General features: G+C 61.0%; 12 protein-coding genes. 7 read left to right on the forward strand and 5 right to left on the reverse strand.

Annotation, left to right across the window (positions count from 1 at the left end):
* Window positions 1–222: 222 nt before the first annotated feature.
* The 5 genes from AB4N33_RS02085 to AB4N33_RS02105 all read left to right on the forward strand — a co-directional run bounded on the left by AB4N33_RS02085 (window position 223) and on the right by AB4N33_RS02105 (window position 5,634).
* Entirely contained in the window at window positions 223–1,362 is a 1,140-nt protein-coding gene (locus AB4N33_RS02085; RefSeq protein WP_476456305.1) for an ATP-NAD kinase family protein, read from the forward strand.
* On the forward strand, window positions 1,340–2,317 hold the full coding sequence (locus AB4N33_RS02090) for a thiamine pyrophosphate-dependent dehydrogenase E1 component subunit alpha (RefSeq protein ID WP_476456306.1): 978 nt from the start codon (window positions 1,340–1,342) through the stop codon (window positions 2,315–2,317). The genes AB4N33_RS02085 and AB4N33_RS02090 overlap by 23 nt, the downstream gene beginning before the upstream one ends.
* 33 nt (window positions 2,318–2,350) lie before the next feature.
* Window positions 2,351–3,370: an alpha-ketoacid dehydrogenase subunit beta gene (locus AB4N33_RS02095; RefSeq protein WP_460122605.1), complete on the forward strand. Its 1,020-nt coding sequence runs from the start codon at window positions 2,351–2,353 to the stop codon at window positions 3,368–3,370.
* A complete protein-coding gene (locus tag AB4N33_RS02100) occupies window positions 3,367–4,479 on the forward strand; it encodes an acetoin dehydrogenase dihydrolipoyllysine-residue acetyltransferase subunit (protein WP_476456307.1) in 1,113 nt (370 codons plus the stop codon). The genes AB4N33_RS02095 and AB4N33_RS02100 overlap by 4 nt, the downstream gene beginning before the upstream one ends.
* 90 nt (window positions 4,480–4,569) lie before the next feature.
* Window positions 4,570–5,634, forward strand: a complete 1,065-nt coding sequence (locus tag AB4N33_RS02105; RefSeq protein ID WP_460126623.1) for a 2,3-butanediol dehydrogenase — start codon at window positions 4,570–4,572, stop codon at window positions 5,632–5,634.
* Window positions 5,635–6,075: 441 nt separating this feature from the next.
* On the opposite strand, the gene AB4N33_RS02110 is transcribed toward AB4N33_RS02105, so the two are convergent.
* Window positions 6,076–6,420, reverse strand: a complete 345-nt coding sequence (locus AB4N33_RS02110; RefSeq protein ID WP_460122609.1) for a DUF6124 family protein — start codon at window positions 6,418–6,420, stop codon at window positions 6,076–6,078.
* A 129-nt stretch (window positions 6,421–6,549) separates the two neighbouring features.
* On the opposite strand from AB4N33_RS02110, the gene AB4N33_RS02115 reads away from it, so the two are divergent.
* On the forward strand, window positions 6,550–7,197 hold the full coding sequence (locus tag AB4N33_RS02115; RefSeq protein ID WP_460122611.1) for a LexA family protein: 648 nt from the start codon (window positions 6,550–6,552) through the stop codon (window positions 7,195–7,197).
* Between the two features lie 40 nt (window positions 7,198–7,237).
* On the opposite strand, the gene AB4N33_RS02120 is transcribed toward AB4N33_RS02115, so the two are convergent.
* From AB4N33_RS02120 to AB4N33_RS02135, 4 genes are all read right to left on the reverse strand, one after another.
* Window positions 7,238–9,187, reverse strand: coding sequence for an acetyl/propionyl/methylcrotonyl-CoA carboxylase subunit alpha (locus AB4N33_RS02120; RefSeq protein WP_476456308.1), 1,950 nt, complete (start codon window positions 9,185–9,187; stop codon window positions 7,238–7,240).
* Window positions 9,187–9,999, reverse strand: coding sequence for a gamma-carboxygeranoyl-CoA hydratase (locus AB4N33_RS02125; RefSeq protein ID WP_476456309.1), 813 nt, complete (start codon window positions 9,997–9,999; stop codon window positions 9,187–9,189). The genes AB4N33_RS02120 and AB4N33_RS02125 overlap by 1 nt, the downstream gene beginning before the upstream one ends.
* Window positions 10,000–10,127: 128 nt before the next feature.
* A complete protein-coding gene (locus AB4N33_RS02130; protein WP_476456310.1) occupies window positions 10,128–11,732 on the reverse strand; it encodes a carboxyl transferase domain-containing protein in 1,605 nt (534 codons plus the stop codon).
* A gap of 97 nt (window positions 11,733–11,829) precedes the next feature.
* A complete protein-coding gene (locus tag AB4N33_RS02135; protein ID WP_476456311.1) occupies window positions 11,830–12,993 on the reverse strand; it encodes an isovaleryl-CoA dehydrogenase in 1,164 nt (387 codons plus the stop codon).
* A gap of 180 nt (window positions 12,994–13,173) precedes the next feature.
* Between AB4N33_RS02135 and AB4N33_RS02140 the strand changes: the two genes are divergently transcribed.
* Window positions 13,174–14,871: an AMP-binding protein gene (locus AB4N33_RS02140; protein WP_460122617.1), complete on the forward strand. Its 1,698-nt coding sequence runs from the start codon at window positions 13,174–13,176 to the stop codon at window positions 14,869–14,871.
* Window positions 14,872–15,103: the final 232 nt, after the last annotated feature.

The raw sequence follows: 15,103 nt of genomic DNA on the forward strand, positions 1-15,103 counted from the left end.
GACAAGCACTGAAGCAAACCCGGCGTTCGCTGAGACGCGATGTCTCACGCACCGGGCGCGCGTTCGTGCAGCCTGATATGACGCGTCTCAAACGGGCTTGTTCGCGCACGCCTTTTTTATCGACGCGAGGGCTCTGCATCGGGCTCTGGAGGCGTTTTTGGCAGACCTGGCACCGGCCTTGCTCAAGCACCGGCCATCAAGAATAAAAAAGGTGCGCCACCCATGCCCAGCCAGTCTGCCGGTACCGCCGTCGGTTCGCTTGGAACACCGCTGACCGTCGGCATCATTGCCAACCCTGCGTCGGGGCGAGACGTACGGCGTTTGACCGCCAACGCCGGGCTGTTCTCCAGTACCGACAAGGTGTCGGTGATCCAGCGCCTGCTCGCGGCGTTCGGCGCCACCGGCGTCGAACGGGTGCTGATGCCGACGGACATGACGGGCATCGCCGCCGCCGTGCAGAAGAACAGCCAGGGCCGCCAGGCGCGGGACGGGCATTGGCCGACGGTGGAATTCCTGGACCTGACGCTGCGCCAGAGTGTCGAAGATACCCGCAAGGCCGCACGCTGGATGGCCGAGCGCGGGGTGGCATTGATCGCGGTCCTGGGCGGCGACGGCACGCACAAGGCCGTGGCTGCGGAGGTGGGCGATATCCCGTTGCTGACGCTGTCCACGGGGACCAACAACGCCTTCCCGCAGCTGCGTGAAGCGACCAGCGCCGGCCTGGCGGGCGGGCTATACGTCACCGGCAAGGTGCCGAGCGAGATTGCCTTGCGCCGCAACAAGCGTTTGCTGGTGCGAGAAGCGAATCGCCGCTTGTGCGAGATCGCCCTGGTAGACGTGGCGGTCTCTTCGCTGCCCTTTGTCGGCGCCCGGGCCATCAGTCATGGCGCCGATCTGGCGGAGGTGTTCGTGACCTTCGCCGAACCTCAATCGATTGGCATTTCCGCACTGTGCGGATTGTGGTGGCCCGTGTCGCGTCAGGCACCTTGCGGCGCGTGGATGCGGTTGGACCCACGATCTCCCGAAGCGTTGCTGGTGCCCCTTGCACCGGGTCTGCTGCAGGGCTGCGCAGTGGCCGCCGCCGGCAGCCTGGAGCCGGGTGTCGCCACCGCCCTGTGCCTGTCCAGCGGCACGCTGGCCCTGGATGGCGAGCGCGAAATCGAGTTCAACGTCCATGACCGGCCTACCGTCACCCTCGATCATGCCGGGCCCCTGAGCATCGATGTCGATGCGGTTCTGGCCTACGCCGCACGCGAGCGACTGCTGGCCATCGGGCGCGAACATCCGCTGCATCCCATGAACGTTGATCACAGAAACCAAGACACCCTGGAGAATAAAAATGTCGACACAGCTGACTGCTGACCAATTGCTGCATGCCTATCGGGTCATGCGCACTATCCGCGCCTTCGAAGAGCGCCTGCATGTGGAGTTCGCCACGGGCGAGATTCCCGGTTTTGTCCATCTGTATGCCGGTGAGGAGGCGTCTGCCGCCGGAGTCATGGCGCACTTGGGCGACGACGATTGCATCGCATCCAACCACCGCGGCCATGGTCATTGCATTGCCAAGGGCGTGGACGTCTACGGAATGATGGCCGAGATCTACGGCAAGAAGACCGGGGTCTGCCAGGGCAAGGGCGGTTCCATGCACATCGCCGACTTCGAGAAAGGCATGCTGGGTGCGAACGGCATCGTCGGGGCCGGCGCGCCGCTGGTGGTGGGCGCGGCGCTGGCGGCCAGGCTGAAGGGCACCGACAGCGTTGCCGTGGTGTTCTTCGGTGACGGCGGCTCCAACGAAGGTGCGGTGTTCGAGGCGATGAACATGGCTTCGGTGTGGAACCTGCCTTGTCTGTTCGTGGCCGAGAACAATGGTTATGCGGAGGCCACCGCGTCCAACTGGTCCGTGGCCTGCGATCACATCGCCGACCGGGCGGCCGGCTTTGGCATGCCTGGTGTGACGGTGGACGGTTTCGATTTCTTCGCCGTGCACGAAGCGGCAGGGGCCGCCGTCGAGCGGGCCCGGGCGGGAGAGGGACCCTCGCTGATCGAGGTCAAACTGACCCGTTATTACGGTCACTTCGAAGGCGACGCGCAGACTTACCGGGCACCGGATGAGGTCAAGCATTTTCGCGAGCATAAGGACTGCCTGATGCAGTTTCGCGAACGCACCGTGCGCGCCGGCGTCGTCCAGCCTGGTCAACTGGACCAGATCGACAGCGAGGTCGAACTGCTGATCGAAAACGCCGTGTGCAAGGCCAAGTCCGACCCCAAACCCAGCCCAGCCGATCTGCTCTCTGACGTCTACGTGTCCTATCGCTGAACGCCTTTCATAACAAGAATCGAGAACTTCATCATGGCGAGAAAAATCAGTTACCAGCAGGCAATCAACGAGGCACTGGCCCAGGAGATGGGCCGTGATCCCAGTGTGTTCATCATGGGCGAGGATGTCGCCGGTGGTGCCGGTGCCCCCGGTGAGAATGACGCCTGGGGCGGCGTGCTGGGCGTGACCAAAGGCCTGTATCACCAGTTTCCCGGTCGGGTGCTGGATACGCCGCTGTCGGAAATTGGCTACGTCGGCGCGGCCGTGGGCGCGGCCACCCGGGGTATGCGTCCGGTGTGCGAGTTGATGTTCGTCGACTTCGCCGGCTGCTGCCTGGACCAGATCCTCAACCAGGCGGCCAAGTTTCGATACATGTTCGGTGGCAAGGCCACCACGCCCCTGGTGATTCGCACCATGGTCGGCGCCGGCCTGCGTGCGGCGGCCCAGCATTCGCAGATGTTGACCTCATTGTGGACGCACATTCCGGGCTTGAAGGTTGTGTGCCCGTCGTCACCCTATGACGCCAAGGGCTTGCTGATCCAGGCGATCCGCGACAATGACCCGGTGATTTTCTGCGAGCACAAAATGCTCTACAGCCTGCAGGGTGATGTCCCGGAAGAGCTCTACAGCATTGCATTCGGTGAGGCCAATTTCCTGCGTGATGGCAAGGACGTGACGCTGGTGTCCTATGGCAAGACCGTCAACACGGCCATGGATGCGGCACGCAACCTGGCGGGGCGTGGCATCGATTGCGAGGTGATCGACCTGCGCACCACCAGCCCTCTGGATGAAGACAGCATCCTGGAAAGCGTGGAAAAAACCGGACGCCTGGTGGTCATCGATGAAGCCAACCCACGCTGCTGCGTGGCCACGGATATCAGCGCCCTGGTCGCGCAAAAGGCCTTTGCTTCGCTAAAAGCGCCCATCGAAATGGTGACGGCGCCGCATACGCCGGTGCCTTTCTCCGACTCTCTGGAGGACCTGTACATTCCCGACGCGGCGAAGATCGAGGCAGCGGTGCTCAAGTTGATCGAGTGGAGCGCACATTCATGAGCCAGATCCATACCTTGACCATGCCCAAATGGGGCTTGTCGATGACCGAAGGCCGGGTCGATGTCTGGCTCAAGGAAGAAGGGCAGGTCATCGCCAGGGGCGATGAAGTGCTGGACGTGGAGACCGACAAGATTTCCAGCAGCGTCGAGGCGCCGTTCTCGGGTGTATTGCGTCGGCAGATCGCCCGCTCTGATGAAACGCTTCCGGTGGGGGCGCTGTTGGGTATCGTGGTGGAGGGCGAAGCCAGCGAAGCCGAAATCGATGCGCTGGTCGAGCAGTTCCAGGCCTCGTTCGTTGCGGGTGACGGCGCCGAGGAAGAGGCCGGGCCCACACCGCAGAAGTTCGAGCTGGGCGGTCGTCTGATTCGCTACTTCGAACGGGGCGAAGGCGGTATCCCTGTGGTGCTGGTGCACGGCTTTGGCGGCGATCTGAATAACTGGCTGTTCAATCACGAAGCACTGGCGGCGGGACGGCGGGTGATCGCCCTCGATCTGCCGGGGCATGGTGAATCGGGCAAAAAACTGGAGCGTGGCGATCTCGATGAATTGAGCGAGGTGGTGTTGGCATTGCTCGATCATCTGGACATCCCTGCCGCGCATTTCGTCGGCCACTCCATGGGCGGCGCCGTGGCGCTCAACACGGCGCGCCTGGCAGCCCAGCGTGTGCGCTCGTTGGTGCTGATCGCCAGTGCTGGCCTGGGCGAAGACATCAACGGTGACTATCTCCAGGGATTTGCCCAGGCGAGCAATCGCAATGCCCTCAAGCCGCAATTGATCAAGTTGTTCTCCAATGCAGAGCTGGTCAACCGGCAGATGCTTGAAGACATGCTCAAGTACAAACGTCTGGAGGGTGTTGATAGCGCGCTGCGCGCATTGCTTGAGGGTGTGTTTGCCGATGGCCGGCAGCAGGTGGATCTGCGGGGAGTGATCGAAGCCGCCCGTCAACCTGTCCTGCTGATCTGGGGCAGTGACGACGCAATCATTCCGGTGCGCCATAGCGCCGGGTTGCCGGCCCGTGTAGAGGTTCTGCCCGGTCAGGCGCACATGGTGCAGATGGAGGCGGCCGAACAGGTCAACCGCCTGATCCTGGATTTTTTGCAACCCCTCTGACATTTGTCCGGCGTCCTGCGTGCGGGGCGCCGCGTACCACTGACCTTCAGGAGAATTGCCATGAGCCTTACCCATCCTTCCACCCGCAGCATGCGTGCCGCCGTTTGGCACGGTCGCCATGATATCCGCGTCGAAGACGTGCCTTTGCCTGTCTCGCCGCCGGCCGGCTGGGTGCAAATTCGCGTGCACTGGTGCGGTATCTGCGGGTCGGACCTGCACGAATACGTAGCTGGCCCGGTGTTCATTCCGGTTGATGCCCCGCACCCGCTGACCGGCATCAAGGGCCAGTGCATCCTTGGCCATGAGTTCTGCGGCGAAATTGTCGAACTCGGCGCTGGCGTCGAAGGTTTTAGCGTCGGTGAGCAGATCGCGGCGGATGCCTGCCAGCATTGCGGTCATTGTTATTACTGCACCCACGGGCTCTACAACATTTGCGAGAACCTGGCGTTCACGGGGCTGATGAACAACGGTGCTTTTGCCGAGCTGGTCAACGTGCCGGCCAACCTGTTGTACAAGCTGCCCGCCCATTTCCCGCCCGAAGCGGGAGCGCTGATCGAGCCCCTGGCAGTGGGCATGCACGCGGTAAAAAAGGCCACGAGCCTACTGGGGCAAAACGTTGTGGTCGTGGGTGCGGGCACCATCGGCCTGTGTACGATCATGTGCGCCAAGGCGGCGGGTGCGGCTCAGGTCATTGCCCTGGAAATGTCCGCGGCACGCAAGGCCAAGGCGCTGGAGGTGGGCGCCAGCCACGTGCTCGATCCCAGCCAGTGCGATGCTCTGGCCGAAGTCAGACGATTGACCGCAGGGTTGGGGGCCGATGTCAGTTTTGAATGCATCGGTAACAAGAACACCGCCAAATTGGCCATCGACCTGATCCGTAAGGCAGGCAAGTGCATTTTGGTGGGGATTTTCGAAGAGCCCAGCGAATTCAATTTCTTCGAGTTGGTGGCCACCGAAAAACAGGTACTGGGTGCGCTGGCCTACAACGGCGAGTTTGCTGATGTCATAGCGTTCATTGCCGACGGCCGCCTGGACATCACGCCATTGGTGACGGGGCGCATTCAACTGGAGCAGATCGTGGGGCAGGGGTTCGAGGAATTGGTGAACAACAAGGAGCACAACGTAAAAATCATTGTGTCGCCAGCCCGCGTCTGAGCGGTTAGGGAGAAGTTGGCCACTGGCGGGCGTCCTTCGCTGTAGCGGGGGGCGTCCTCCTTGACGCTGGCATGGATCTTATTGAACTTGAGATTGATTCTCAAGTATTAATGCCTGGTTTAGGACTGTCGTTGCTCGGCGTGACTTGCCAACAGGCATTCTTTTGATATCATCCGCGCCATTGCAACATCCAAAGACTTCATTAGCCTGAAGGTCAAGCCAGAAAAAAACTGGCAAAAAAAGACCCGGCAAAAAGCCGGGTCAAAAACCGTGATTAGCCTGATGAGGAGATGGTCCAAGAGACCGACCTAAGGTCACTTGGACAATCGACTGATCTCGCGACCAGTTGCTTGCAATAATAATCATTCTCGTTTGCAAGTCAAACGATTTTATCGACGCGACTGAAAATTTTTTGCCCCCCGCGGTAATGCCCCGTCTACATCATCCGTGATGAATTCCATCCAGTGATCGGTCCAGCAACGCCTTGGCCATATCGATCATGTGCACCGTCGAATACGCCAGATCTCGATGAGCACCCTGAAGATGACTCGCCGACTCGCTTGCGGTGGCGGCAGCGCAGCGCAGCAGGTCTGACGCACGCACCAGTGCCTCCTCGCTGGTGACATTACGATTCACATCAAAAAAGCGCTCTTCCACCACCACCTCATCGGACACAACCGGTTTCAAGTAATAATCCAGTGCACGCTGTGCAGCGGCCGAGCCTTGGGGTGAGGTGAGGGACGTATCGATTTGCAGGTCGGGCAGTTCTTGATTTGGGAAAGTCATGGTGATGGCAAGCTCCGTGATGGATTCAGATCCGTGATGCGATCATAATACGAACTGTATTTGTATCTTTGATTTAAATACTACATTTTGTGTTTTGAACGGGGGATGCCCCGACGTATCGTGCCGCTCATGGATAAATGGATTGAATTGGTCAAGGCCAAGATGAGTGAACTCAACGTCACTCAGGAGATACTCGCTGACCGCCTCGGGATGTCCCAGGGTGGCGTCGGTCACTGGCTCAACAAACGTCGCCAGCCCGGAATCGAAGACATGAATCGCGTGCTCAAGGCGCTCGGCATGGATTTTCTCGAAGTGGCACTGGTTATCCGCGAACCGGATGCGTCCAGGGAGGAAAGCCAGGACCTGGTGAGAAAGTACAACCCGTACTTCCGTTACCCGGTGAGCAATTGGCGCGAGTCCTGCGAGGTGCGTGAAAACGAGGCTGTTGTCTACGACAAGGGGCGATTCGAACTCACCGACTATCACGCACAGGGCGCGGCGTTCTGGTTGACGGTGATGGGCGACGCCATGACCGCACCCAGTGGTGTCAGTGTCGCCGAAGGCATGATGATTCTGGTGGATCCGGCCATTGTGCCGGAGCCCGGAAAACTGGTGATTGCGCAATGGTCCGACAGCACTGAGGCGACCTTTCGCAAGTTGATCGAAGAAGGCGGGCAGCGTTATCTGGTCCCGCTCAATCCGACCTATCCGAAAGCTCTTTTCACCCAGGACTGCCGAATTATCGGCGTGGTGGTTCAGGCAACGGCCAAGTTCTAATCAGATCGGTCCTCGCAAAGCGTAGGACCGATCCTGATTTTCACGCTTCTTCCAGCTCGACCAACGCACTGCCCTCGCTGACCATCTCGCCTTCCTGGCAATACAGCGCCTTGATTACGCCGGTGTGCGGCGCACGAATGCTGTGCTCCATTTTCATCGCTTCCAGCACCACCAGTTGCGCGCCGGCTTCGACCGTTTGCCCGGCTTCCACCAACACCCGCACGATGCTGCCGTTCATGGGCGCAGTCAGTCCGCCCTGGTGGCTGTGGCTGGCCTCGACCGCGCTGATGGGGTCGTAGGTCTCGACGCGGCGCCACTCGCCTTCCCATTGCACATGCACGATACCGCCGCGACGGATTGCCCGGTGCTGGCGGCGCAGGCCGTCGTGTTCGGTTGACAGCTGTTCGCCCTTGAGTTGCGCCGTGCCGGCATGACCCAATGTCAGCGACCGGTCCTGACCGTCGCAACTCAAGTGCAGGGTGATTTCCGACGGCAAGCCGGTGCGCATTCCGTTGCCGTTGGCCCAAGGCGAACCCGGGTCATCTGCGCGAATGGCCTGAGGCTGGCTTTGCGCAAATGCCTGCGCGGCGGCTTGCCAGAATGCCTCGCTGAGTTCTACCGGTGTCGGCAGCAGTTGGTCCTGGTAACGCGGGATAAACCCGGTATCCAGCTCGGCCGCCGCGAAGGCCGGATGGCCGATGATGCGGCGCAGGAAACTGATGTTGGTCCTGAGCCCGCCAATCGCGAACTCGTCGAGCATGCTCAACAGGCGCAGGCGTGCCTGTTCACGATCCTCGCCCCAGGCGATCAGCTTGCCGAGCATCGGGTCGTAGAACGGTGAAATCTCGTCGCCTTCTTCGACGCCGCTGTCGACCCGTCGCCCCGGGCCCTCGGCGGATTCGCGATACAACTCCAGACGCCCGGTGGCCGGCAGGAAATCATTGCCCGGATCTTCGGCGTACAACCGCACTTCAATAGCATGCCCGTTCAGCGGCACTTGATCCTGGGTCATCGGCAACGCTTCGCCACGAGCGACGCGAATCTGCCAGGCCACCAGGTCGAGGCCTGTGATGGCTTCGGTGACCGGATGTTCGACTTGCAGGCGCGTGTTCATCTCCATGAAAAAAAACTCGCCTCGGGCGTCCAGCAAAAACTCAACGGTGCCGGCGCCGACATAACCGATGGCCTGCGCCGAACGCACGGCCGCTTCGCCCATGGCGCGTCGTAGCTCCGGGCTCAGGCCTGGGGCGGGGGCTTCTTCGACGACCTTCTGGTGGCGGCGCTGAATCGAACAATCGCGCTCGTTGAGGTACAGGCAGTGACCGTGCTGGTCGGCGAAGACCTGGATTTCCACGTGACGCGGTTTCAGCAGGTATTTCTCGACCAGCATCCGCGAATCGCCAAACGAGGATTGCGCCTCACGCTGCGCCGAGGCCAGGGCTTCGGCCAATTGGCTGACGTCCTCGACCACCTTCATACCCTTGCCGCCGCCACCGGCCGTGGCCTTGAGCAGCACCGGGTAGCCGATCCGTTCACAAGCCTCACGAAAGGTGTCCAGGTCCTGGGCTTCGCCGTGGTAGCCGGGCACCAGCGGCACGCCAGCGGTTTCCATCAAGGCTTTGGCTGCGGATTTGCTGCCCATGGCATCAATGGCCGAAGCGGGCGGGCCGAGTAAGATCAGGCCGGCGGCTTCGATCGCACGGGCGAAGCCTGCGTTCTCGGACAGAAAACCATAACCCGGATGAATCGCCTGGGCGCCGCTGGCCTTGGCGGCGGCGATCAGTTTGTCGATTTGCAGGTAACTGTCGGCGGCCTTGCTGCCGCCCAGGTCGACGCGGATGTCCGCTTCGCGGCTGTGCCGGGCTTCACGGTCGATGGCGCTGTGCACGGCCACGGTGGTCAGGCCCAGGGCCTTGGCGGTGCGCATCACCCGGCAGGCGATTTCACCACGGTTGGCCACCAGCAGAGAGGTAATCACAGGTGTGCTCATCAACGGGGCTCCTTGGTGGTGGGTGCTTGCCAGCTCGGTGTACGTTTTTGCAGGAAGGCGCGCAGGCCCTCCTGGCCTTCGGGGCTGACACGGATGCGGGCGATGGCGTTTTCGGTGTAGCGGCGCAGCGCCGGGGTCAGCGCACCGTGACCGACTTCGCGCAGCAGGTCCTTGCTGGCGCGCATGGCGGCGGGGCTGTTGAGCAGCAGGTTGTCGACCCATTGCTCGACCTTGGCTTCCAGCTCCGCCGATGGATAGCTTTCCGACACCAGGCCAAGCTCGCGTGCCCGTTGTCCGCTGAAGCGCTCGGCGGTCAGGGCGTAGCGACGGGCCGCGCGCTCGCCGATGGCTTGCACCACGAACGGGCTGATCACCGCCGGCGCCAAACCGATGCGTACTTCCGACAGGCAGAACTGCGCGTCATCAGCGCTGATGGCCATGTCGCAGCAACTGATCAGACCCAGCGCGCCGCCGAACGCGGCGCCTTGCACCACGGCCAGGGTCGGGATTTTCAGCTTGGCCAGGTTGTACATCAATTCCGCCAGTTCCCGGGCATCATCGAGGTTGGTGTGATAGTCGAGTTCGGCAGACTGTTGCATCCAGGCAAGGTCTGCGCCGGCGCTGAAGTGCTTGCCCCGACCGCGTACCAGCAGGAAGCGCAGGTGTGGATCGGCCGAGACCTTGTCCAGAGCGAGGATCAGTTCACGGATCATTTCGGCGTTGAAGGCGTTGTTCTTTTCTTCGCGGCTGAGCCACAGGGTGGCAAAACCCCTGGGGTCGGTCAGCAGTTCGAGGGTGTTGAATTCGTTCATGGCTTGCACTCTTTATTCTGTAGGAGCGAGCATGCTCGCGATGATCGTCAACGATGACGCTGGCTGTCTGATGACCCGCGGTGTCTGGGCTACCATCGCGAACATGCTCGCTCCTACAGAGGGCAGGATCACATCCGGAACACGCCGAAGCGGCTCGGTTCAATGGGCGCGTTCAGCGACGCGGACAAGGCCAGGGCCAGTATGTCGCGGGTCTGCGCCGGGTCGATGACACCGTCGTCCCACAGGCGTGCACTGGAGTAGTAGGGGTGGCCTTGTTCTTCGTATTGGTCGAGGATCGGTTGCTTGATCTCGGCCTCCTGCTCGGCACTGAAGCCCTGGCCACTGCGTTCGGCCTGTTCGCGCTTGACCTGCACCAGTACGCCGGCGGCCTGCTCGGCGCCCATCACGCCGATGCGTGCGTTCGGCCACATCCACAGGAAACGCGGATCGTAGGCACGGCCGCACATGCCGTAGTTACCGGCGCCGAAGCTGCCACCGATGATCACGGTGAATTTCGGCACCTGGGCGCAGGCTACGGCCGTTACCAGTTTCGCTCCATGCTTGGCGATACCACCGGCCTCGTATTTCTGGCCGACCATGAAACCGGTGATGTTTTGCAAGAACAACAATGGAATCCCACGCTGGCACGCCAGCTCGATAAAGTGCGCGCCTTTTTGCGCCGCTTCGGCGAAGAGAATGCCGTTGTTGGCGAGGATCGCGATCGGATACCCGTGCAGGTGCGCGAAGCCGCACACCAGCGTCGTGCCAAACAGTGCCTTGAACTCATCGAATACCGAGCCGTCCACCAGCCGCGCGATCACTTCGCGCACGTCGAACGGTTGCTTGGCGTCCGCCGAAACGACGCCGTACAGCTCATCACTGGCGTAGAGCGGGGCGATGGGCGTGCGTTGCTGCACTTTACCGAGTTTGCGCCAATTCAGGTTGGCCACACTGCGCCGGGCGATGGCCAGGGCGTGCTCATCGCTTTCGGCATAGTGGTCAGCGACACCGGAGATTTTGCAGTGCACATCGGCACCGCCGAGGTCTTCGGCGCTGACCACTTCGCCGGTCGCCGCTTTCACCAGCGGTGGGCCGGCGAGGAAAATGGTCGCCTGTTCGCGCACCATGATCGCTTCGTCCGCCATCGCCGGCACGTAAGCACCCCCGGCAGTACACGAGCCCATGACCACCGCGATTTGCGGGATGCCCATGGCGCTCATGTTGGCCTGGTTGAAGAAGATCCGCCCGAAGTGCTCGCGGTCCGGGAACACTTCATCCTGGCGCGGCAGGTTCGCGCCACCGGAGTCCACCAGGTAGATGCACGGCAGTCGGTTCTGCTGGGCGATGGTCTGGGCGCGCAAGTGTTTCTTCACGGTCAGCGGGTAATACGAGCCGCCTTTTACGGTGGCATCGTTGGCGACGATCATGCATTCGACGCCTTCCACGCGCCCGATGCCGGCAATTACGCCGGCGGCCGGCACGTCTTCACCGTACACCTCGTAGGCCGCCAGTTGGCTGATCTCCAGAAACGGTGAGCCCGGATCCAGCAGGCGATTGATGCGTTCGCGAGGCAGCAGTTTGCCGCGTGAGGTGTGACGTTCCTGTGCCTTCGGGCCGCCACCTTGCTGCACCTGCGCGAGCAGGGTGTGCAGGGCGTCGACCTGTTTGAGCATCGCCGCGCTGTTGCTGGCGAACTCAGCGGAGCGTGGGTTGAGCTGGGTATGCAGGATCATGGCTTACTCCGTAAGCAGCTGTGAGCGGCAAGCTGCAAGCCACAAGTAAAAGCTGTTCTCTTGCAGCTTGTAGCTTGCGGCTGATAGCTGACGAAATTCATTTCGTCTCGTTAAACAGTTCGCGACCGATCAGCATGCGGCGGATCTCACTGGTGCCCGCGCCGATTTCGTACAGCTTGGCGTCACGCAACAGGCGACCTGCCGGGAACTCATTGATGTAGCCGTTGCCACCGAGAATCTGGATCGCGTCGAGGGCCATTTGCGTGGCGCGTTCGGCGCTATAGAGGATCACGCCGGCAGCGTCCTTGCGTGTGGTTTCGCCGCGCTCGCAGGCTTGTGCCACGGCATACAGGTAGGCACGGCTGGCGTTGAGTTGGGTGTACATGTCGGCGACCTTGCCCTGGATCAGCTGGAACTCGCCGATGCTCTGGCCGAACTGCTTGCGGTCGTGGATGTACGGCACGATCAGGTCCATGCAGGCCTGCATGATCCCGGTCGGGCCGCCGGAAAGAACGACACGCTCGTAGTCGAGGCCACTCATCAGCACTTTCACGCCGCCGTTGAGCACGCCGAGGATGTTTTCTTCCGGTACCTCGACGTCATCGAAGAACAGCTCGCACGTGTTCGAACCGCGCATGCCGAGCTTGTCGAACTTGTTGCTGCGGCTGAAGCCTTTCCAGTCGCGCTCGACGATGAAGGCGGTGATGCCGTGGGGGCCTTTTTCCAGGTCGGTCTTGGCGTAGATCACATAGGTGTTGGCGTCCGGGCCGTTGGTGATCCAGGTCTTGCTGCCGTTGAGCACGTAGTGGTCGCCACGTTTATCGGCGCGCAATTTCATCGAGACCACGTCGGAGCCGGCGTTCGGTTCGCTCATGGCCAGGGCACCGATGTGCTCGCCGCTGATCAGCTTGGGCAGGTATTTGGTTTTCTGCTCGTGGTTGCCGTTGCGGTTGATCTGGTTGACGCAGAGGTTGGAGTGCGCGCCATAGGACAGTGCCACCGACGCCGAGCCACGGCTGATTTCTTCCATGGCCACGACGTGGGCCAGGTAACCCAGGCCGGCTCCGCCGTACTCTTCCGGCACGGTGATGCCGAGCAGGCCCATGTCGCCGAACTTGCGCCACAGGTCAGCGGGGAACAGGTTGTCGCTGTCGATCTGAGCGGCGCGCGGTGCGATCTCATTGGCGACGAAGGACTGAACCTGATCGCGCAGCATGTCGATGGTTTCACCGAGGGCAAAGTTCAGGGATGGGTAGCGCATGGGTCACCTTTTGGCTTTTTTGTAGGGTGGGGAGGGCAGTGATCCGGCTCTCACCTTTACGTTAACGTAAGCCTGTGACGAATGGCTGTCAATCACCCTTTACGTTAACGTCAACTTGAGCGACAGTAGGGGCAGGTCAATGTACAAAAACAACCCACAAAAAAGACAATAGGGGTCGTCATGGCTCAACCCAGTGCAGGTCCGCAACGCAGTTACACCCGTGGTTCCCAGGACAAAGCCTTGCTGGCGATGACCATCGGTCAGGCGTTCGATAACACTGTCGCGCAGTACCCGGACGGTGAGGCGCTGGTCGTGCGCCATCAGCAGTTGCGCTACACCTGGCGGCAATTGGCCGATGCCGTGGATCTGCATGCGCGGGCGCTGCTGGCGTTGGGGTTGCAGGCCGGTGATCGCCTCGGGATCTGGGCCCCCAATTGCGCGCAGTGGTGCATCAGTCAGTTTGCCAGCGCGAAGATCGGTGTGATCCTCGTCAACATCAACCCGGCGTATCGCAGCTCTGAACTCGAATACGTATTGAAGCAGTCCGGCTGCCAATGGTTGGTGTGCGCAGGTTCGTTCAAGACTTCCAACTATCACGCCATGATCCAGGGCCTGGTGCCCGAGCTCGCAGAGCAATCCATCGGGCAGTTGCAAAGTGAACGTCTGCCGGACCTGCGCGGCGTCATCAGTCTTGATTCGCAAGCCCCATCGGGTTTCCTGCCGTGGTCGCAGCTGGCTGATCTCGCGGCGGGTGTGTCTGCCGAGCGACTGCGCGAACGTCAGGACAGCCTGCATTTCGACCAGCCGGTGAACATCCAGTACACCTCCGGCACCACCGGTTTCCCCAAGGGCGCGACGCTCAGTCACTACAACATTCTCAACAACGGATACATGGTTGGCGAAAGCCTAGGCCTGACCGCCAATGACCGGTTGGTGATCCCGGTGCCGCTTTACCACTGTTTTGGCATGGTCATGGGTAATCTCGGCTGCATCACCCATGGCACCACGATGATTTACCCCAATGATGCTTTCGATCCCCTGTTGACCCTGACCACCGTCGCGCAAGAGAAAGCCACCGCACTCTATGGCGTGCCGACCATGTTCATCGCCTTGCTCGACCAGCCCCAGCGCGCCGAGTTCGACCTGTCGACCCTGCGCACCGGCATCATGGCCGGCGCGACCTGCCCGATTGAAGTGATGCGCCGGGTCATCAGTGAAATGCACATGAGTGAAGTGCAGATTGCCTACGGCATGACGGAAACCAGCCCGGTGTCGATGCAGACCGGTCCGTCGGATGACCTGGAGCTGCGCGTGACCACGGTGGGGCGTACGCAGCCGCAATTGGAAAGCAAAATCATCGACGAGGCTGGCAACCTGGTTCCCCGCGGCACCATCGGTGAGCTTTGTACCCGTGGTTATAGCGTGATGCTGGGTTACTGGAACAACCCTGAAGGCACGGCGCAGGCAATCGATCAGGCTGGCTGGATGCACACCGGCGACCTGGCGAGCATGAACGACGAAGGCTACGTGTGCATTGCCGGACGCAACAAGGACATGATCATTCGCGGCGGTGAGAATATTTATCCGCGTGAGCTGGAAGAGTTCTTCTTTACCCACCCGGCGGTGGCGGACGTACAGGTGATCGGCATTCCGTGTTCGCGCTATGGCGAAGAGATTGTCGCCTGGATCAAGTTCCACCCCGGCCACAGCGCCACGGATCAAGAGTTGCAAGCCTGGTGCAAGGAGCGCATCGCGCATTTCAAGACGCCGCGTTACTTCAAGTTCGTCGAAGAGTTTCCGATGACCGTGACCGGCAAGATCCAGAAGTTTCGCATGCGGGAGATCAGTATCGAGGAGTTGGCTAGCAAGCAGGGCTGATAAAACCTGCTTTAGCTCTTGTGGGAGCAAGCCCGCTCCCACATTTGGTCGAGTGAAACCTCAATACCAGACAGCACAAAGGGGAGCCGAGGCTCCCCTTTAATTTTCGTTGCGCGTGCTCTTTTTTTATTATTGAGGGGCGGTCTGTTTTTGTTTTTGGTAACCGTGACCCTTTACCGCTGTTTTTGGCGATCCCCATCCGGGATCAAGAGCAAACGTATTTTTTTGAGCG

Source organism: Pseudomonas sp. S1_E05 (genome assembly GCF_056337105.1).

Coding starts and splice junctions, on each gene's coding strand:
- AB4N33_RS02100 (WP_476456307.1), top strand. CDS start 3,367: ATGAGCCAGATCCATACCTTGACCATGCCCAAATGGGGCTTGTCGATG.
- AB4N33_RS02120 (WP_476456308.1), bottom strand. CDS start 9,187: ATGAGCACACCTGTGATTACCTCTCTGCTGGTGGCCAACCGTGGTGAA.
- AB4N33_RS02140 (WP_460122617.1), top strand. CDS start 13,174: ATGGCTCAACCCAGTGCAGGTCCGCAACGCAGTTACACCCGTGGTTCC.
- AB4N33_RS02125 (WP_476456309.1), bottom strand. CDS start 9,999: ATGAACGAATTCAACACCCTCGAACTGCTGACCGACCCCAGGGGTTTT.
- AB4N33_RS02085 (WP_476456305.1), top strand. CDS start 223: ATGCCCAGCCAGTCTGCCGGTACCGCCGTCGGTTCGCTTGGAACACCG.
- AB4N33_RS02110 (WP_460122609.1), bottom strand. CDS start 6,420: ATGACTTTCCCAAATCAAGAACTGCCCGACCTGCAAATCGATACGTCC.
- AB4N33_RS02130 (WP_476456310.1), bottom strand. CDS start 11,732: ATGATCCTGCATACCCAGCTCAACCCACGCTCCGCTGAGTTCGCCAGC.
- AB4N33_RS02135 (WP_476456311.1), bottom strand. CDS start 12,993: ATGCGCTACCCATCCCTGAACTTTGCCCTCGGTGAAACCATCGACATG.
- AB4N33_RS02090 (WP_476456306.1), top strand. CDS start 1,340: ATGTCGACACAGCTGACTGCTGACCAATTGCTGCATGCCTATCGGGTC.
- AB4N33_RS02115 (WP_460122611.1), top strand. CDS start 6,550: ATGGATAAATGGATTGAATTGGTCAAGGCCAAGATGAGTGAACTCAAC.
- AB4N33_RS02105 (WP_460126623.1), top strand. CDS start 4,570: ATGCGTGCCGCCGTTTGGCACGGTCGCCATGATATCCGCGTCGAAGAC.
- AB4N33_RS02095 (WP_460122605.1), top strand. CDS start 2,351: ATGGCGAGAAAAATCAGTTACCAGCAGGCAATCAACGAGGCACTGGCC.